The sequence below is a fragment of the Sphingomonas sp. UNC305MFCol5.2 genome, from assembly GCF_000712135.1.
Lineage (GTDB): Bacteria > Pseudomonadota > Alphaproteobacteria > Sphingomonadales > Sphingomonadaceae > Sphingomonas.
In genome coordinates this window covers 631,707-648,570 of the sequence record NZ_JOOE01000003.1, presented here as the reverse complement: position 1 = coordinate 648,570, position 16,864 = coordinate 631,707, and the positions used below count along the sequence as shown (strand labels likewise).

Genomic DNA, 16,864 nt, shown 5'->3' with positions numbered 1-16,864 from the left:
ATGCGGCCGCCGCCCACCCGCTACAAAGTGGTGGAGCGCGGCCGCCGGCTGGAAGTGATCGACACGTTGACCGGCGAACCGGTCTCGCGACCTTCCGTCCCTCTTCCGCTTGTGGGAACGAGGGGAGGGGAAGGCGGGCTCGGCCCGCGCGACTTGCCGGCCCCTCCCGCAAGCGGAACGCGAACGGGGACCGCTGGAATCGATTCGAACAGCTTCGTCACCAGGCGCTGGTACGACGACAGGGCGCCCCGCACGATCCGCTTGAACTACGCCACCCGGAGCCGGTTCACCCAGCTGCGATATGGCGCGGCGATCGCAATTGCCCTGCTCGTGGTGCTGAGCTTCCTGTTCTGGCCCATCGCCATCTTCCTCGTCTTCGCGCTGGCCGCGGGCCCGAAGCTGCGGGCGCAACTCCGGGCCGCCAGCACCAGCTGGATCGACGGCCTGGATCAGGCTGCCTGAGCCGCGTCCCATCGCGGATAATCGATATAGCCCTCGGCTCCGCCGATATAGAACAGGTCCTCGCGCTGCGGATTGAGCGGCAGCTTCTCCGCCAGCCGCGCCGGAAGATCGGGATTGGCGAGGAAGGGACGGCCGAAAGCGATCGCATCGGCCTCGCCGGCATCGAGCGCCGCCTGCGCGTCGTCGGCATGATAATCGGCGTTGAGCGCCAGCGGGCCCTTGAACACCTTTCGGATCACGGGGTGCACCGGCGGATGGTCAGGCAGCCCACGGGTACCGCCGGGACGCGGCTCGCGCATCTCGAGGAACGCGATGCCGATGTCGTCGAGTGCAGCGGCGGCGGCTTCGAACAGCGCGTGCGGATTGCTGTCATTGACGCCCTGCACTTCCCCATTGGGCGAGAGGCGCACGCCGGTGCGATCGCCGCCGACGGTGTCGACCACGCGCTGGGTCACTTCGCGGAGCAGCCGGATGCGGTTGGGGATCGAGCCGCCATAGGCGTCGTCGCGGAAGTTGGAATTGTCGCGGAGAAACTGGTCGATCAGATAGCCATTGGCGGCGTGGATCTGGACCCCGTCGAAGCCCGCACGGATCGCGTTGGCGGCGCCGCGGGCATAATCGTCGAGAATGCCGGGGATTTCGTCGGCGCGCAGGGCGCGCGCCTGGCTATAGGGCCGCTTGATCTCGCCGCTCTCCTCCGCCGGATAGGTGCGCACCGTCCCGGGCGCAGTGGTCGCCGAAGAAGAGACCGGCGGCTCGCCACCGAGAAAGTCCGAATGCACCAGCCGGCCCATGTGCCAGAGCTGCGCGACGATCCGGCCGCCTGCTTCGTGCACTGCCGCGACTACGGGCTTCCATGCCTCCACCTGCTCTTCGCTCCACAGCCCCGGTGCATAGGCCCAGCCCAGCCCCTGCGGGCTGATCCCCGTCGCTTCGGAGATGATCAGACCGGCACCGGCACGCTGGGCGTAATAATCGGCCATGATCGGCGTGGGCACGTGCGCGCGAGTCGCGCGGCCGCGCGTCAGCGGCGCCATCAGGATGCGATTGGGCGCGGCGATCGCGCCGAGCTGGATCGGATCGAACAGGCTGGGCATAAAGAAAGAACCCTTTCTTGTGACCGCGAGCAGATAGGGCGTTACAGGGCGCCATGCAGCAAGCCCGCACCCCAAGGAAAACTATTCCCGTCAGAAGCCATGCCGCGACTGCGCTCGCCGCTTTGGTGATCGCCAACATCGCGCTCGCTTTCGGTCCGCTGTTCGTGCGCTTTTCCGACGTCGGGCCGGTGGCGGCGGGGTTCTGGCGGATCGCGCTGGCGGCGCCGGTGCTGCTCGCAGCCTCGATGCTGATGGGGGAGCGGCCGGTCCGCGCCTCGCGCGGCCTGTGGGGTGTGCTCGCATTGGCGGGGCTCGCCTTCGCCGCCGATCTTGCGAGCTGGCACATCGGCATCGGCCGTACCACGCTCGCCAATGCCACTCTGTTCGGCAATTCGGCGACATTCATCTTCCCGATCTATGGCTTCATCGCAGCGCGGATGTGGCCTTCGCGTGTGCAAGCGCTCGCGCTCGCGCTCGCCACGGTCGGCGCGGGGTTGCTGATGGCGCGTTCGGCGAGCCTGTCGCCGCGCAATTTCGGCGGCGATCTGTTCTGCCTGCTCGCGGGCGTGCTCTATGCGATCTATTTCGTCTTGATGACGGGCGTGCGCGAACGGCTCGCCCCATTTCCGGCCTTGGCGCTGTCGTCGCTCGCGTCGATCCCGCCATTGCTGCTCCTCGCCTTCGTGCTCGGCGAGCAGGTCTGGCCGGGCAATTGGTGGCCGTTGCTCGCAATGGCGGTGCTGAGCCAGCTGATCGGGCAGGGGTGTATGATCTACGCGCTGGGGCATCTGACTCCGCTCGTCGTCGGCATCGCGCTGCTGATCCAGCCGGCGGTCGGCGCGGCGCTGGGGTGGGTGATCTTCGACGAGCGGCTTGCGGCTGCCGACGCCGTGGGCGCGGTGCTGGTCGCGCTGGCATTGGTACTGGTACGCGGCGGCAACAAGCCGCAGCCGCTTGCGCCCGGCGCCGGGGAGCCTAAATCGGCATGATGGACCTCGCCGATGCCACGCTTGACGAACTCCGCGAGGCGCTCGCGCCGGCGGTTGCCGCCAACGCTGCGTTCGATGGCTGGAAGACGGTCGCGCTCGATGCCGCCGCCGACAGCCTCGGCGTCGATCGTGACGTTGCGCGGCTCGCTTTCTCGGGCGGAGCAGTGGCGATGATCGATGCGTGGTTCGCGAGCGTGGATCGGGCGATGGCGGCGCGCTTCACACCCGAGGCGCTCGCCGCGATGAAGATCCGGACACGGATCACAGCCCTGGTCGAGACGCGGCTCGAGATCCTCGCCGCCAATCGCGAAGCGCTGCGCCGCGCCGCCGCAATTCTCGCCATGCCGCAGAATGTCGCGCGCGCCGCGCAGCTCGGCTGGCGCTCGGCCGACGTCATGTGGCGCCTCGCCGGCGATACCGCGACCGATTACAACCATTACACCAAGCGCGCTTTGCTCGGCTCGATCTATGCCGCGACGATCGCAATATTCCTCCAGGACGACAGCGAGGGCCATGCCGATACCCGCGCGTTCCTCGGCCGGCGAATCGAGGACATCATGAGGTTCGAGAAGACCAAGGCCGGCTTCCTCGCCCGCGCCTCGCACCGCCCCAGCCTTTCGCGCTTCATCGGGCGGCTGCGCTACCCGGTGGTCTGAGTTACCCCGCACATCCCCCACTAGCGCACTCGGCAGGTTATTGATAATGACTCGCAGCATGAACGTCGCCGCTGCGATTCCCCAGCCTGTCCGGCTTGCCCAATTGCCTCGCCTCGAACCCGGAACGGTTGCGGCGGTCGACTGGCACCTGCTTTCCGAACCCGAGGGACGACGCCTGCGCGAGCTGGGGCTCGACGAGGGCGTCGAAGTCGAATTGCTCCATCGCTCGTTTCTCGGGCGCGGGCCCGTCGCCTGCCGGATCGGCCGCATGACCGTGGCGCTGCGCCGCCATGTCGCTGCCGCGATCCACGTCTCGCCGAACCCGGCACCATGAACCAGGCCCCTTTGGTAGCGCTGGTCGGCAATCCCAATGCCGGCAAGAGCGCGCTGTTCAACGCGCTGACCGGCGCGCGGCAGAAAGTCGGCAACTATCCCGGGGTGACCGTCGAACGGCATGCCGGACGCATGGCGTTGCCGGACGGCCGTCCGGTCGAACTGCTCGACCTGCCCGGTGCCTACAGCCTCGATCCCTCCTCGCCCGACGAGCAGGTGACACGCGACGTGCTCGTCGGCCGCCAGGCGGGCGAACGGCTTCCCGACGCGATCATCACGGTGGTCGACGCCTCCAACCTCGACAATCACCTCCGTTTCACGCTCCAATTGATCGCGCTCGGCCTGCCGATCGTCGTCGCGCTCAACATGGTCGACCTCGCCGAGCGGGATGGATTGAAGCTCGATCCGGAGGCGCTCGAGCGTGAGCTCGGCGTGCCGGTGGTGCCCACCGTCGCGGTGCGCAAGCGCGGGCTCGATGCGCTCAAGGAGCGGCTCGGCGAAGTCGTCCGCAACGTCCATGCGGTGCGCCCCGGCGCCGGCGTCGTCCACGACATCGTCGTCCTCCAGCGCCGCGCGCGCCAGATCGCCACGGCGGTCACCATTTCGGAAACCGCCGCGCGCCGCTGGACCCACCGGCTCGACGCCGTCGCGCTGCACCCCGTGGCGGGGACGGTGCTCCTACTCGGCATCCTGTTCGTGATGTTCCAGGCAGTGTTCGCCTGGGCGACGCCTCCGGCCGACGCCATCGACGCGGGCTTTTCGTGGCTCCAGGGCGCGATCAAGGATCATATGGCCGATGGGCCGCTGCGCTCGCTGCTCACCGACGGGGTGATCGCCGGCGTCGGTGCGGTGGTCGTGTTCCTGCCGCAGATCCTGATCCTGTTCGCCTTCATCCTCGTGCTCGAAGCCTCGGGCTACATGGTCCGCGCCGCTTTCCTGATGGATCGGATAATGGCGAGCGTCGGCCTTTCCGGCCGCGCCTTCATTCCCTTGCTGTCCAGCTTCGCCTGCGCGGTGCCCGGCATCATGGCGACACGGACGATCTCGGACGAGAAGGACCGGCTCACCACGATCCTGATCGCGCCGCTGATGACCTGTTCGGCGCGCTTGCCCGTCTACACGATCATCATCGGCTCGCTGATCCCCGACAAGGCCGTGCTTCCGGGGATCGGACTGCAGGGCCTCGTGCTGTTCGGCCTTTACGTGATGGGCATTGCCGGCGCGTTCGGCGCGGCCCTGCTGCTCCGCCGGACGGTGACGAAGGGGGCAACGTCGGGCTTCATGATGGAGATGCCCAAATACCAGATGCCGCGGCTGCGCGACGTGCTGCTCGGGCTGTGGCAGCGTGCCGAGATCTTCCTCAAGCGCGCCGGCACGATCATCCTGCTGACCACGATCGTCTTGTGGGCGCTGCTGAGCTTCCCCAAGCCGCCCGAGGGATCGAATATCTCGCCGGTCGACTATTCGATCGCCGGCCGCATCGGCAACGGGCTCCAGACCGTCGTCGCCCCGATCGGTTTCAATCGCGATATCGCCCTCGCGCTGATCCCGGCGATGGCCGCGCGCGAAGTCGCCGTCGCCGCGATCGGCACCGTCTATGCGATCGACGATCCAGAGGGCGACGCGGGGCAAGAGGCCATTCGCGCCAATCTCCGCAAGAACTGGACCTTGCCGACAGCGCTCGCCTTCCTGATGTGGTTCGTGTTCGCGCCGCAGTGCATCTCGACGATCGCGGTGACCCGGCGTGAGACCAATGGGTGGAAATGGCCCGCCTTCATGGTCGGCTATCTGTTCGTGCTGGCCTATGTCGCGGCGGGGATAACCTATTGGAGTGCCGTGGGGCTGGGCCTCTAGTCGCGCTTCGATTCGTCGAGCAGTCGCGTCAACTTCGCGGTCTCGGCCGCATCCGCCTGCTTCTGTGCCCTGGTCCGCCCGAAACGCGTGCGGTTGGCTTCCGCCTGTGCGGACTTGTCCACACGTGCCTTCGCCTTGCGGGCCTTGTTCAGGTTGATGATCTCGGCCATCGATAGTACCCTGTTCGTTCACCCTCGCCATTATCGATATCACAGCGGAGTTTCCATGGCCGGCAGCGTCAACAAGGTCATTCTCGTCGGCAATCTCGGCCGCGACCCCGAATCGCGCTCGTTCCAGAACGGCGGCAAGGTGGTCGAGCTCCGCATCGCCACGTCCGAGAGCTGGAAGGACCGCAACTCGGGCGAGCGCAAGGAAAAGACCGAGTGGCACACGGTCAAGGTCTTCAACGAAGGCCTCGCCAACGTCGCCGAGAAGTATCTGCGCAAGGGCAGCAAGGTCTATATCGAAGGCGCCCTGACCACGCGGAAGTGGCAGGATCAGTCGGGCGCCGACCGCTATTCGACCGAAATCGTGCTCCAGGGCTTCAATTCGGTACTGACCATGCTCGACGGCGCGCCCGGTCAGGGCGGCGGCGCGGGCCGCAGCAGCGGTGGCGGCGGCGATGACTGGGGCGCCGGCGGTGGCGACGAATTCTCGGGCCAATCGTCGAGCCGCGGCGGCGGCAACTTCAACGGCGGCGGCCAGAAGAGCGGCGGCGGCAATTTCGGCGGCGGTTTCCCCGACGATCTCGACGACGACGTACCGTTCTGAGCATTTGCTGGCTGCGCCGCACCTGGGGGATGAGGATGCGATATTCGATTGTGAGCGCCGCCTTGCTGCTCACGGCCTGTGGTGGCGGGATCTCCAGCGAGACGACCGGCGATCCCGCCGGGCAGAACGTCGCCGCGGCGGCCGCCAATGGCACGCCGGCGGCGATCGCGGCAGCTGCCGATTGCTCGAACAAGCCCGATTTCGTGCCGGTCTTTGAAGGCGCTCAGATCACCACCTGCGTGTCGAGCGCGGACGGAACGCCGCGGCACGTCAGCGGGACGATCGTCTATCTGGTCAAGGCCGCGCCGGCCAAGGTGCTCAGCTGGTCGCGTGCGCAAGCCAATGCCTCGGGGCTCGGGCAGCGGCTGTCGACCGCGACGATGTATTCGGCCGGCGAGGCGACCAAGCGCAGCCTGATGATCCTGGTCGAGCCGATGAACGGGGGAACGCGCGCCACGGTCAATTGGGGCCGCGACGTCTAGCGTTCGACGATCTCGGCCGCGCCGAACCTGCCCGCCTGATAATCGGCGAACGCCTCGCGGATCTCCTCCATGCTGTTCATCACGAACGGCCCGTGCGCGACGATCGGTTCGGGAATAGGATCGGCATGCCCGAACAGGAACAGCGCCGGCTCGGGCGCGGCGATCGTCACGCTATCGCCTTCGCTCAATTGGGCGAGGTGGAATTGCGGAACCTGTCGCCCCGCAACCTCGATCCCGCCGCGAGCCGCGTAGAGGAACACGTCGCGGCCGCTCAGGCCATCGAAGGTGATGGATGCGCCCGGCTGGGCCTCGATCCAGCTCAGGAACACGCCGGTGAGCGACTCCACCGGTCCGTGTTCGCCGCGCCACGCGCCCGAGACCAGGCGCACCGTCGCGCCCTCGGCCGCGACTGCGGGGATGCCGTCGGCCTGCACTCCGACATAAAGCGGCGCGGTCATCTTGAGCCGGGCCGGGAGGTTCAGCCAGAGCTGGAGGATCTCGAGCCGCCCGCCGTCGCGCTTGAACGCCGCGGGCGAGACTTCGGCATGGACGATCCCGCGCCCGGCGGTCATCCACTGGACCCCGCCGGCGCGGATGACGCTCTCATGCCCGGCCGAATCGGTGTGCGCGAGCTCGCCTTCGAGGATGAAGGTCACGGTCTCGAAGCCGCGATGCGGGTGCGGGCCGAAGGGCAGTCCGCGGTTGCTCGGCGGATAGGGCTGCGGCCCGTGGTGGTTGAGGAACAGGAACGCGCCGACATTCCCGATACCGGGACCCGGCACCGGCCGCCGCGTGACGAGATCGCCGATATCGTCGCGATATGCCGGATGGACCGACAGGACCGCGCGGCCGGTCACCGGTCCTTCCTCAACAGGAACACGGCATGTTCGGCGAAGAAGTTGGCGAAGCCCGATCCGGTGCGCTGATCGCCCGACAGGAACCAGCTTTCCTCGACGGTGATCCCGCGGGCCTTCACCAGCGCGCGGAAATCGTCGACCGTCACATGGTGGATGTTGGGCGTGGCGTACCAGGCGATCGGCAGCAGCCGCGTCACCGGCATCCGTCCGCCGAACAGCAGGGACGTCCGCACCCGCCAATGCGCGAAATTGGGGAAGGAGACGAACGCGCGCCGGCCGATCCGCAGCAATTCGTCGAGCACCCGATCGGGCCGCCGCGTCGTCTGCAGCGTCTGGCTGAGAATGGCATAGTCGAAGCTCGCGTCGGGATAATCGGCAAGGTCGCTGTCGGCATCGCCCTGCACGACCGACAGGCCCTTCGCCATCGCCGCGGCGACATCGGTTGGGTCGAGCTCGAGCCCGCGCGCGTCGCAGCCGCGCTGGTCGCGCAAAGCCGCCATCAGCGCGCCGTCGCCGCAGCCGACGTCGAGCACGCGCGTCACCGGCTGGACGTTGGCGGCGATGATCGCGAGGTCGGGGCGCAGGGTCATCGTGTGTAGATATCCGGAATGTCGCGCACCATCAGCCGATCGGGATGCGGATAGGCTTCCCAACCGAGCTTTGCATAAAGCGGCTGCATGTCGCGCGTGAACAGCGCCCAGCGCCGCAGCCCCTGCAACTCGGGATGCGTGTCGAGCGCTTCGAGCATCGTCCGGGCGATTCCCTGGCCCCGATGGTCTTCGAGCACGAACACATCGGCGAGATAGGCGAAGGTCGCGCGATCGGTGATCAGGCGGGCGAATCCCACCTGCGCGGCTCCGTCGAATGCCCCGACGCAGAAGCTGTTGGCCACCGACCTCTCGACCACGGCAAGCGGAATGCTCTCAGCCCAATAGGAACGCGTCAGATAGCCGTGGATGACGTCGAGCTGCTGTTCGGCGGGATCGAAGGAGATGCGGATGCTCATCGGCCCTCTCCGGCGCGCAGGAAACCAAGGATCACGCGGTCGAGCTCCGGACTTTCCAGCAAGAAGGCGTCGTGGCCGAAGGGCGAGGAGAGCTCGACGAAGCTCACCGGCGCGCCCGCGGCGTTGAGCGCGTGGACGATCGTGCGCGATTCGCCGGTCGGGTAGAGCCAGTCGGTGTCGAAGCTGACGAGGCAGAAGCGCGTATCGCCGGTGAAGGCATTGGCCAGCGTGCCGCCATGCTCCTCGGCGAGGTCGAAATAGTCCAATGCTCGCGTAATGTAGAGGTACGAATTGGCGTCGAACCGGTCGACGAAGCTCAGCCCCTGGTGCCGGAGATAGCTCTCGACCTGGAAATCGGCATCGAAGCCGAAGGTCTTGGCGTCCCGGCTCTGCAGCTTGCGGCCGAATTTGGCGGTGAGCCCCGCTTCGGAGAGATAGGTGATGTGCGCCGCCATCCGCGCCACGGCGAGGCCCGAGGCCGGGGGATCGTTGTCGGCATAATAATCGCCGCCGCGCCAGCGATGGTCGGCCATGATCGCCTGCCGCCCGACTTCGTGGAAGGCGATGTTCTGCGCCGAATGCCGCGCCGCGCTGGCGATCACCACTGCCGACGCCACCCGTTCGGGGAAGGTCGCCGCCCAGCTCAGCGCCTGCATGCCCCCCATCGATCCGCCGACCACTGCGAACAGCCGTTCCACGCCGAGATGATCGAGCAGCATCGCCTGCGCGCGGACCATGTCGCGGATGGTGATGACGGGGAATGCCATCGCCCAGGGCCTGCCGGTGGCGGGGTTGATGCTCGCGGGCCCCGACGAGCCGAGACAGGAGCCGAGCACGTTGGCGCAGATGACGAAATAGCGGTCGGTGTCGATCGGCTTGCCCGGGCCCACCATGCGCGCCCACCAGCCGGGCTTGCCCGTCACCGGATGGTCCGAGGCGAGGTGATGGTCGCCGGTGAGCGCATGGCAGACGAGGATCGCGTTGCCGCCGTCGGGCGCCAGCGTGCCATAGGTCTCATAGGCGACATCGACCGGCGACAGCAGCACGCCCCCGTCGAGCCGCAACGGCCCCGGCAACGTCGCCGTGCGGCTCAGACCAAAACGCAGATCGTCAGACATGGGGACCGGTTAGGGGGTGTCGGGCGGAGTGGCAATGCATCGTGCGGAGGCGGGGTGCCGGATGGCGCGTGCGCGCCGCGAAGCCCGACTCAGGCCGACAACCAACCAAAAGGTTGGACGCGCCGATCGCCAACCTTCTGGTTGGTATCGAAAAGCGCACATTCGTGCGGTTTTCGGGCGGCTTTGGGAGAAGAAGCGGTTGACGAAGTTTACACATGCTTCGCGTGCGCGCGCGCTGGCAGATTGGAGGATGGATTCGTCGTGTGGGAACCGGGTTGGTCGCGCATGCTTCGAACGAAAGCAGAACAAATCCTATTTTACCAGCCTCATTCGAGGGCTGGCAGCAAGCCGATGTACACGAAGCCTCGATAAATTGGCCTGATCCAGGTCGCCGCCGAACGTCCTGCAATGTCGGCGGGTTGATCAGGCCGCTTTCGTCAGCCCCCGCCATCCGCCGATCGCCTGCGCCGCCACGCGGCCGGTCTGCGCGCCGCCGTTCATATAGCCCGGATAAGCTTCGGAGAGGTGTTCGCCGGCGAACCAGACCTGCCCGGCGCCGGGCACGTGACGTTCGGCGGGATCGTCCGATTCGACGCAGAGCAAGCGGGCGAAGCGGGTGATCTGGCCGGGGCGGAAATTGACATAGGCGCCGAGCGTCATCGCCTGGGCATGCCAGTTGGTGCGCGCGAAGGGGCCGGTGAAGGCCTCCGCCAGCCCGGGTATCGCGGGCGCGGCACCGCCGGCGAAGCGTGCGGCCAGCGCGGAAGGCGCCTCGGCTTCGGCGCGCCGCACTTCGTCGCCGCCGAGGAACCACGTCCAGACCGGCGCGACCCCGTCAGCGCGGTGGACGCTGCCGTCCCAGCCGAGCGCCCAGCCGGCATCGGCTTCGGTCTGCCACAGCTCGCCGCCCACCCCCATGGGCGCGCGCCACGGCGTGCCGTTCGAGCCCGCCTGGACCTTCTCATTATGGCCCAGCTCCATCTCGGCGATGAATGCACGCCAGATCGCGGGCAGCGGCACGCGCCAATCGATCTGGCGCAGCAAGGGTGCCGGCACCGCGACGATCACCGTCTCCGCCTCGGCCCGGGTTCCGTCGAGGAAGTCGAGGCGCACGCCGCCGCGCGACTGCGCGATGCGCGCCAGCCGTTTGCCGGTGGTGATGCGATCCGCATACTGCGCCGTCATCGCCTCGATCAGCGTGCTGCTGCCGCCCTGGATCACATAGCGCTCGTCGGATTCGCCCAGCACTTCGACGCGCTGGCCGTCGACCGTCGGCAGATTGAACACGAGTTCGACTGCCGATGCGTGCGCGGGTTCGACGCCATATTCGGTGCGGCTCGTCGCCTCCATCAGCCGGCGCACCCATGACGGCCCCATCAAGGCGCGGTGCTTGTCGAGATATCCCGCGATCGACATCCGGTCGAGCTCGGCCGCGACGCGCTCGAAATCCTTGTCCAGCCGAGTCGAATCCCGGTCGATCTGTGCCGCGATTCCGCGCAGTCCCTCGGCGAGTTCGGCATCGCCCAGCAGCCGGCCGTCGCCGAGGATCAGCGTGTCGTGCGGCTCGGCCTTCCGATCGACCAGCGGCACTTTGAAATGACGGCACAGCGCCTGCATGTCGTCATGATCGGTGTTGACGAGCTGTCCGCCCACTTCGAACGCCGTGCCGCCCGCGGGCCGATGCGTGAACATCCGTCCGCCGGTGCGCGTGCGCCCCTCATAGACATGCGCGTCGATGCCGGCTTCGCGCAGGTGATGGAGCGCGCTCAGCCCGGCGATCCCGCCGCCGATGATCGCAACGCGCCCGCCGGCAAAGGCGCGGGCAGGGCGTGGCAGCGCGGAGGCCATGCCTGCCGCCGCGATCCCCTTGAGCAATGCGCGCCGGGTCGCCCCGGGAGCCCCCGCAACCGGCGCCGCCTCGCCTGCGTCGGCAAGGTTGCGCGCCCGTGCCGCCGCCAGCGCCCGCCATACCGTGCTGCTTCCTCGCATCGCCCCCTCCCATATGCTCGCCCATACCGAGCTTGCCATCCGCAAGCCATTCCGCCAAGCCGCGCGGCCATGACCGCACCCGTTCCCAAGCCCTGGATCATGGAAATCGCCCCCTATGTACCGGGGCGCTCCACCACCGATGACGGCCGCAAGGTGACCAAGCTCTCGTCGAACGAGAATCCGCTCGGCACCTCGCAAAAGGCGCGCGACGCCTTCCTCACCGCAGCGACCAGCCTCGAGCGCTATCCCGATGCCAGCGCCGTGCAGCTGCGCGAGACGATCGCGGCGAAATACGGCCTCGATCCGGCGCGGATCATCTACGGCAACGGCTCGGACGAAGTGCTCCACCTCGCCGCCGGCGCGTTCGCCGGGCCGGGCGACGAGATCATCTACGTCCATTACGGCTTCACCGTATACCCGATCGCCACTCGCCGCGTCGGCGCGATCCCGGTGGTCGCGCCCGACAAGGACTATGCGACCGATGTCGACGCGATCCTCGCCTCGGTGACCGAGCGCACGAAGATCGTCTTCATCGCCAACCCCAACAACCCCACCGGCACCTATGCACCGCGCGCCGAGATCCTGCGCCTCCACGCCGGGCTGCCGAGCACCGTGCTGCTCGTGCTCGATCACGCCTATGCCGAATATATCGAAGGCGACGATGACGACGGCGGCATGGAGCTGGCGCGCACCGCGCCCAACGTACTGGTGACGCGCACCTTCTCGAAGATGTACGGCCTCGCCGCCGAGCGGATCGGCTGGGGCTATGCCTCGGCGCCGATCATCGAGGCGATGCATCGCATTCGCCTGCCCTTCTCGATCACCATCGCAGGCACTGCGGCGGCAGTCGCGGCGCTGGGCGACGAGGCCTTCGTCGCGCACACCAAGGCGCACAATGCCGAATGGCGTCGCTGGTTCGCCGACGAAATTGCCAAGCTCGGCAATGCCGGGCTGCGCGCGGTGCCGAGCCAGGCCAATTTCGTATTGGTGCTGTTCGAAGGCCAGCTCAGCGCCGAGACGGCGTATAAGGGGCTGATGGACGCGGGCTATATCGTTCGCTGGCTGCCGGGGCAGGGGCTTCCGCACGGCCTGCGCATCACGATCGGGACCGAGGACGAGACGCGCGGCGTGATCGCGGCGCTTCGCGCGCTGGCGGGCGCCTGATGCTGCCCTTCGCCCGCGTCACCGTCATCGGGCTGGGCCTGATCGGCTCGTCGATCGCGCGCGCGGTGCGCCAGCACATGCCCAGCGTCCGCGTCACCGGCTACGACATGGACCCGGCGGTGCGCGAGACGGCGGTGCGGATCGATCTGTGCGACGACGTGGCCGATACCGCGGGCACTTCGGTGATCGACGCCGATCTGGTGATCCTTTGCGTTCCCGTCGGCGCGATGGGCGCGGTCGCGGCGGAGATCGCCGCCGATCTCCCCGCCGATGCGATCCTGAGCGACGTCGGATCGTGCAAGGAAAGCGTGATCGAGGCGGTCCGCACTTCGCTTCCGCAAGCGACCTTCGTCCCCGCACACCCGGTGGCGGGCACCGAGAATAGCGGCCCCGAGGCGGGCTTCGCGTCGCTGTTCCACCACCGCTGGTGCATCGTCACGCCGCCCGAGGGCACCGACGCCCTCGCCACCGAGCGCGTGCTCGAGTTCTGGCGCCGACTGGGCGCCGAAGTCGAGACGATGGAGCCCGCGCATCACGATCGCGTGCTCGCGGTCACCAGCCATTTGCCGCATCTGATCGCCTATACGATCGTCGGCACCGCTTCGGACCTCGAGGAAGTCACGGCGTCCGAAGTGATCAAATATTCGGCCGGCGGCTTTCGCGACTTCACCCGTATCGCCGCTTCCGACCCGACGATGTGGCGCGACGTGTTCCTTGCCAATCGCGAGGCGGTGCTCGACATGCTCCAGCGCTTCTCGGAGGACCTGACCGCGCTCCAGCGCGCGATCCGCTGGGGCAAGGGCGACGAACTGTTCGAATTGTTCAGCCGCACCCGCGCCGTCCGCCGCTCGATCATCGACCAGGGCCAGGACGACGCCCGCCCGGACTTCGGTCGCTCGCACGATTGAGGCTGTCACCTGCCGACGGTTGCAAAGTAGGATTTCACCTGCTGCACTGGCGCGTTTCCGCATTTCCCGCGGACCTTCGCTCTTTGATATCGTCGAATAGCCCGCTTTCCTTGCGTAATATCATTTCACGTTTCGGAAATTTTTGTTCACGATTCGCGGGAAAAGTGCGAAGTTAAGCGACGGCAATCCTACAATGCCGCCTGGCGGTTCAGCGCATTGATCTCCGCATATACGCGCGACTCGATCTCGTCGCGCTTCAACCCCGGCGGAATTGCGGCTCCGAACCGGAAGGTCACTATGCCGGGCCGCATCGGCCCGTGCTTGGGCCACACGCGCGCGGTATCGAGCGCGACCGGCACCACCGGCAGGCCGACCGCGCGATACAGCCCAGCGAGCCCGGCCTGCATCGGCGGCGTCTCGCCCATTGCCGAGCGCGTGCCTTCGGGAAAGAGGATCACCGATCGGCCCGCGGCGCCCGCCGCCTTGGCCTCGCGCATCATCTGGCGCAGCGCCGAGGCCGCGCCGCTGCGGTCGATGATGATCACGCCGTAGCGCCGCGCCGCCCAACCCCAGACCGGGATGCGCGCGAACTCCTGCCGCATCACCACCGCGGGCGCGTCGAGCATCCGGACCAATTCGAAGGTCTCGAAAAAGGATTGGTGCTTCGATGCGTAGAGCGCGGGCGTGGCCAGCGGCGCGCCCTCCACACGAACGCGGATCCCCGCCAGATTCCGCGCGCACCATGCGTGATATTGCGTCCAGAACAGCACCCAGCGGCGGAATGCGCGCTGCCCGAACAAGGCCATCACCGGCGCGAGCAGCACGATCGGCACCGAAAGCCCGAAAAAGGCGACTGCGAACGACAGGGTACGAAGCCGGTCCATCAGCCCGCATGGGTCCACAGCGCGATCCGGCGCACCAGATATTTGTGATATTCGCGTAGCAGCACGCCCCAGCCGGGGCTGTTGGCGCCGCTGCGAACGCCGTCGCCGATCACTTCGACATCGCCGCCGATCGCGTTGGCCAGCTCCATGCGCGCGCGCGGCATGTGCCAGTCGGTGGTCACCAGCCGCACCGATTTATAGCCGTGGCGCTGCACCCATTTCGCAGTCTCGTCCGCATTCGAGCGCGTGTCGACCGCCTGCCAGCCGAGATCGATGCAGCATGCCATCAGCCGGCGGTCGATCTTGAACTGCACCGCGAGCTCGACGGGGCGAACGTCGGGATCGACTCCGCTCACCAGCATCCTTTTGGCGTCGCCTTTGCCGAGCACCGCCAACCCGCGATCGATCCGCCCCGAACCGCCCGTCAGCACGACGATCGCGTCGGTCTTGCGATTGTCGAGCGGCTTGCCGAGCGACATCAGGAAGAAGGCGAAGCCGAGCGCCCAGGCGACCAGCAGCAACAAGGCGATCCGCCAGATCACAGGCGCCTGCCCAGATTGCGCAGCACCGCGATCCGTGCCGCGATGGTGGCGAGCAAGGCGAAGCTCAGCGGCAGGAGCAGCAACAGGAACCAGTCGTGCCGTTGCAGCGCCACGCCGCCGAGCATCTCGGATCCGACCGCGCTCAGCCGTCCCTGCAGGAACCAGACGAGCACCAGAGCCGCCACGGTGCCGGCGAGCCCGCCCAGCAGCGTATCGAAGGCGATGCGCCGCTGGAACAGGCGGGCGATCTGGACGTCGGTGGAACCCAGCATGTGGAGCACTTCGATCGTGTCGCGGTGCGTGTCCAGTCCGGCGCGCGCCGCGAGCAGCACCACCGCGGCGGTCGCGCCCGCGATCAGCAGCATCAGGCTCACAGCCAGCCAGCTCATCGTCGACATGAAGCTGCGCACCGGGGACAGCCATTGTGCGTGCCGATCGAGCCGCACGCCCGGCGCGATCCGGCGCGCCGCCTGCTCCACCGCCGCAACGTCGCTGCCGCGCACCTCGACATCGATCATCGCCGGCATCGGCAGATCGGGATCGAGCCCGGCATCGCCGAGCCAGGGCCGCAGCAGTTCGGCGAGATGCGCGCGATCGACTTCGCGGACGCGCGCGACCGCCGGCAGCCTGCCGAGTTCGCGGACCATCGCCGCCGCCTGGGCGTCGCGCAGGCTCGCGACCGGCTCGACGATCTGCACCGTCAGGCGACCCGAAAGCTCGCGGTCGAGCTGGCCGGTCGCCGCGAACATGCCGAGCCCCAGCGCCCCCGCGAGCACGGTCAGGAACAGCATGATCGCCATGATCCACGTCATCGCCCGCGTGCGCCGGCCCTCGTCGAGTAGTCGCCGGTCGGGGGCATTGGGATTGAGGCTGAGGATCATGCCGCACCCGGCGGATTGCGCAGCACGCCGGTGGGGTCGCTCAATTTGCCATGCTCGATCCGCATCATCTGCGCGTTGGGGATGCGGTGGAGCAAGTGGAAGTCGTGCGTCGCGACGACGACGGTGGTGCCGAGCCGGTTCAGCGATTCGAACAGATAGAGCAGCCGCTCGGCCATTTCGGGATCGACGTTGCCGGTCGGCTCGTCGGCGACGAGCAACTCGGGGCGCGCTATCACTGCGCGGGCGATCGCGATGCGTTGCTGCTCGCCGCCCGAAAGCGTCGGCGGCTTGGCCCGGCCGCGATCGGTGAGGCCGACCCAGGCGAGCATCTCGCGCACCGGCGCCTCGACATCGTTCTCCTGCACCCCCGCCACACGGAGCGGCAGCGCGATATTGTCATAGGCCGAGAGGTGCGGGACCAGCCGGAAGTCCTGGAACACCACGCCGATCCGCCGGCGGAAGCCGGGAAGCCTCTGGCGCGGCAACCCCCCGGCATCCTCGCCGAACAGCCGGATCACGCCGCGCGTCGGGCGCTGCGCGAGGTAGAGCAATTTGAGCAGCGAGGTCTTGCCCGCGCCGGACGGGCCGGTCAGGAAATAGAAGGATCCGCTCTTGAGCGTGAAGCTGACGTCCGAGAGCGTCTCGGTTCCCGTGCCATAGCGCAAGCCGACATTCTCGAATTGGACGATATTGGCCATTCGCCGGCGCCGGCCGCTCCTTGCTTTCCAGTGGCGGACGGCATCGCACAGCCCGCCCGCGGGCTCAAGCGATGGTGGCACGGCGCGCGCAACCGAGACTCTTGTGGGGCCGATTCGTTACAGCTAGAATCACCATAACCGGCCAGTGGGCAGCCGGCGGGTGAGACGTTTAG

20 protein-coding genes are annotated in these 16,864 nt (G+C 67.7%); 9 read left to right on the top strand and 11 right to left on the bottom strand.

Features of this window, described 5'->3' with window-relative positions; genetic code table 11:
- Complete coding sequence (locus BR78_RS0114855) at positions 1-462, top strand: hypothetical protein (protein WP_231478269.1); 462 nt, start codon at positions 1-3, stop codon at positions 460-462.
- On the opposite strand, the gene BR78_RS0114850 is transcribed toward BR78_RS0114855, so the two are convergent.
- Positions 450-1,559: an alkene reductase gene (locus BR78_RS0114850; protein ID WP_029936873.1), complete on the bottom strand. Its 1,110-nt coding sequence runs from the start codon at positions 1,557-1,559 to the stop codon at positions 450-452. The two genes, BR78_RS0114855 and BR78_RS0114850, sit on opposite strands and share 13 nt — an antisense overlap.
- A 53-nt stretch (positions 1,560-1,612) precedes the next feature.
- On the opposite strand from BR78_RS0114850, the gene BR78_RS0114845 reads away from it, so the two are divergent.
- Genes BR78_RS0114845 through feoB form a run of 4 tightly spaced genes read left to right on the top strand, consistent with a single transcriptional unit; the run spans position 1,613 to position 5,391 of the window.
- Entirely contained in the window at positions 1,613-2,548 is a 936-nt protein-coding gene (locus BR78_RS0114845; RefSeq protein WP_051683349.1) for a DMT family transporter, read from the top strand.
- On the top strand, positions 2,548-3,204 hold the full coding sequence (locus BR78_RS0114840) for a COQ9 family protein (protein WP_037566744.1): 657 nt from the start codon (positions 2,548-2,550) through the stop codon (positions 3,202-3,204). Before BR78_RS0114845 ends, BR78_RS0114840 begins: the two co-directional genes overlap by 1 nt.
- Positions 3,205-3,250: 46 nt before the next feature.
- Positions 3,251-3,538, top strand: a complete 288-nt coding sequence (locus tag BR78_RS0114835) for a FeoA family protein (protein ID WP_443027680.1) — start codon at positions 3,251-3,253, stop codon at positions 3,536-3,538.
- Positions 3,535-5,391, top strand: coding sequence for a ferrous iron transport protein B (gene feoB, locus BR78_RS0114830; protein ID WP_029936869.1), 1,857 nt, complete (start codon positions 3,535-3,537; stop codon positions 5,389-5,391). Before BR78_RS0114835 ends, feoB begins: the two co-directional genes overlap by 4 nt.
- Here the strand turns inward: feoB and BR78_RS21395 are convergent.
- Positions 5,388-5,561 carry a DUF4169 family protein gene (locus tag BR78_RS21395; protein ID WP_081855798.1) on the bottom strand — a complete coding sequence of 58 codons (174 nt, stop codon included), beginning with the start codon at positions 5,559-5,561 and terminating at the stop codon, positions 5,388-5,390. The two genes, feoB and BR78_RS21395, sit on opposite strands and share 4 nt — an antisense overlap.
- 55 nt (positions 5,562-5,616) lie before the next feature.
- Between BR78_RS21395 and ssb the strand changes: the two genes are divergently transcribed.
- The gene (ssb, locus tag BR78_RS0114820; protein WP_029936868.1) at positions 5,617-6,162 is read left to right on the top strand and encodes a single-stranded DNA-binding protein; all 546 of its coding nucleotides are present in this window, start codon (positions 5,617-5,619) and stop codon (positions 6,160-6,162) included.
- A 35-nt stretch (positions 6,163-6,197) separates the two neighbouring features.
- Positions 6,198-6,644, top strand: a complete 447-nt coding sequence (locus tag BR78_RS0114815; protein ID WP_029936867.1) for a hypothetical protein — start codon at positions 6,198-6,200, stop codon at positions 6,642-6,644.
- Here BR78_RS0114815 and BR78_RS0114810 read toward each other — a convergent pair.
- From BR78_RS0114810 to BR78_RS0114790, 5 genes are all read right to left on the bottom strand, one after another.
- On the bottom strand, positions 6,641-7,501 hold the full coding sequence (locus tag BR78_RS0114810) for a pirin family protein (RefSeq protein WP_029936866.1): 861 nt from the start codon (positions 7,499-7,501) through the stop codon (positions 6,641-6,643). The genes BR78_RS0114815 and BR78_RS0114810 overlap by 4 nt on opposite strands.
- Positions 7,498-8,091, bottom strand: a complete 594-nt coding sequence (gene metW, locus BR78_RS0114805; protein WP_029936865.1) for a methionine biosynthesis protein MetW — start codon at positions 8,089-8,091, stop codon at positions 7,498-7,500. Before metW ends, BR78_RS0114810 begins: the two co-directional genes overlap by 4 nt.
- The gene (locus BR78_RS0114800) at positions 8,088-8,507 is read right to left on the bottom strand and encodes a GNAT family N-acetyltransferase (protein ID WP_029936864.1); all 420 of its coding nucleotides are present in this window, start codon (positions 8,505-8,507) and stop codon (positions 8,088-8,090) included. Before BR78_RS0114800 ends, metW begins: the two co-directional genes overlap by 4 nt.
- Positions 8,504-9,625 (bottom strand): homoserine O-acetyltransferase MetX, encoded by a 1,122-nt coding sequence (metX, locus tag BR78_RS0114795; RefSeq protein ID WP_029936863.1) that lies wholly within the window; start codon positions 9,623-9,625, stop codon positions 8,504-8,506. Before metX ends, BR78_RS0114800 begins: the two co-directional genes overlap by 4 nt.
- A gap of 423 nt (positions 9,626-10,048) precedes the next feature.
- Positions 10,049-11,614 (bottom strand): flavin monoamine oxidase family protein, encoded by a 1,566-nt coding sequence (locus tag BR78_RS0114790; protein WP_029936862.1) that lies wholly within the window; start codon positions 11,612-11,614, stop codon positions 10,049-10,051.
- A 69-nt stretch (positions 11,615-11,683) separates the two neighbouring features.
- On the opposite strand from BR78_RS0114790, the gene hisC reads away from it, so the two are divergent.
- Together hisC and BR78_RS0114780 are read left to right on the top strand one after the other, a co-directional pair.
- Positions 11,684-12,778: a histidinol-phosphate transaminase gene (hisC, locus tag BR78_RS0114785; protein WP_029936861.1), complete on the top strand. Its 1,095-nt coding sequence runs from the start codon at positions 11,684-11,686 to the stop codon at positions 12,776-12,778.
- Positions 12,778-13,686, top strand: coding sequence for a prephenate/arogenate dehydrogenase family protein (locus tag BR78_RS0114780; protein ID WP_029936860.1), 909 nt, complete (start codon positions 12,778-12,780; stop codon positions 13,684-13,686). Before hisC ends, BR78_RS0114780 begins: the two co-directional genes overlap by 1 nt.
- A gap of 188 nt (positions 13,687-13,874) precedes the next feature.
- On the opposite strand, the gene BR78_RS0114775 is transcribed toward BR78_RS0114780, so the two are convergent.
- The 4 genes from BR78_RS0114775 to ftsE are packed head-to-tail and all read right to left on the bottom strand — an operon-like array spanning position 13,875 to position 16,691.
- Complete coding sequence (locus BR78_RS0114775) at positions 13,875-14,570, bottom strand: lysophospholipid acyltransferase family protein (RefSeq protein WP_029936859.1); 696 nt, start codon at positions 14,568-14,570, stop codon at positions 13,875-13,877.
- Positions 14,570-15,112, bottom strand: coding sequence for a YdcF family protein (locus BR78_RS0114770; RefSeq protein WP_029936858.1), 543 nt, complete (start codon positions 15,110-15,112; stop codon positions 14,570-14,572). Before BR78_RS0114770 ends, BR78_RS0114775 begins: the two co-directional genes overlap by 1 nt.
- The gene (locus BR78_RS0114765; RefSeq protein ID WP_029936857.1) at positions 15,109-15,993 is read right to left on the bottom strand and encodes a cell division protein FtsX; all 885 of its coding nucleotides are present in this window, start codon (positions 15,991-15,993) and stop codon (positions 15,109-15,111) included. Before BR78_RS0114765 ends, BR78_RS0114770 begins: the two co-directional genes overlap by 4 nt.
- On the bottom strand, positions 15,990-16,691 hold the full coding sequence (ftsE, locus tag BR78_RS0114760) for a cell division ATP-binding protein FtsE (protein WP_029936856.1): 702 nt from the start codon (positions 16,689-16,691) through the stop codon (positions 15,990-15,992). Before ftsE ends, BR78_RS0114765 begins: the two co-directional genes overlap by 4 nt.
- Positions 16,692-16,864: the final 173 nt, after the last annotated feature.

Bases quoted from the DNA above. Each gene is read 5' to 3' on its own strand.
- BR78_RS0114855 (WP_231478269.1), top strand. From the start codon at position 1: ATGCGGCCGCCGCCCACCCGCTACAAAGTGGTGGAGCGCGGCCGCCGG.
- BR78_RS0114850 (WP_029936873.1), bottom strand. From the start codon at position 1,559: ATGCCCAGCCTGTTCGATCCGATCCAGCTCGGCGCGATCGCCGCGCCC.
- BR78_RS0114845 (WP_051683349.1), top strand. From the start codon at position 1,613: ATGCAGCAAGCCCGCACCCCAAGGAAAACTATTCCCGTCAGAAGCCAT.
- BR78_RS0114840 (WP_037566744.1), top strand. From the start codon at position 2,548: ATGGACCTCGCCGATGCCACGCTTGACGAACTCCGCGAGGCGCTCGCG.
- BR78_RS0114835 (WP_443027680.1), top strand. From the start codon at position 3,251: ATGACTCGCAGCATGAACGTCGCCGCTGCGATTCCCCAGCCTGTCCGG.
- feoB (WP_029936869.1), top strand. From the start codon at position 3,535: ATGAACCAGGCCCCTTTGGTAGCGCTGGTCGGCAATCCCAATGCCGGC.
- BR78_RS21395 (WP_081855798.1), bottom strand. From the start codon at position 5,561: ATGGCCGAGATCATCAACCTGAACAAGGCCCGCAAGGCGAAGGCACGT.
- ssb (WP_029936868.1), top strand. From the start codon at position 5,617: ATGGCCGGCAGCGTCAACAAGGTCATTCTCGTCGGCAATCTCGGCCGC.
- BR78_RS0114815 (WP_029936867.1), top strand. From the start codon at position 6,198: ATGCGATATTCGATTGTGAGCGCCGCCTTGCTGCTCACGGCCTGTGGT.
- metW (WP_029936865.1), bottom strand. From the start codon at position 8,091: ATGACCCTGCGCCCCGACCTCGCGATCATCGCCGCCAACGTCCAGCCG.
- BR78_RS0114800 (WP_029936864.1), bottom strand. From the start codon at position 8,507: ATGAGCATCCGCATCTCCTTCGATCCCGCCGAACAGCAGCTCGACGTC.
- metX (WP_029936863.1), bottom strand. From the start codon at position 9,625: ATGTCTGACGATCTGCGTTTTGGTCTGAGCCGCACGGCGACGTTGCCG.
- BR78_RS0114790 (WP_029936862.1), bottom strand. From the start codon at position 11,614: ATGCGAGGAAGCAGCACGGTATGGCGGGCGCTGGCGGCGGCACGGGCG.
- hisC (WP_029936861.1), top strand. From the start codon at position 11,684: ATGACCGCACCCGTTCCCAAGCCCTGGATCATGGAAATCGCCCCCTAT.
- BR78_RS0114780 (WP_029936860.1), top strand. From the start codon at position 12,778: ATGCTGCCCTTCGCCCGCGTCACCGTCATCGGGCTGGGCCTGATCGGC.
- BR78_RS0114775 (WP_029936859.1), bottom strand. From the start codon at position 14,570: ATGGACCGGCTTCGTACCCTGTCGTTCGCAGTCGCCTTTTTCGGGCTT.
- BR78_RS0114765 (WP_029936857.1), bottom strand. From the start codon at position 15,993: ATGATCCTCAGCCTCAATCCCAATGCCCCCGACCGGCGACTACTCGAC.
- ftsE (WP_029936856.1), bottom strand. From the start codon at position 16,691: ATGGCCAATATCGTCCAATTCGAGAATGTCGGCTTGCGCTATGGCACG.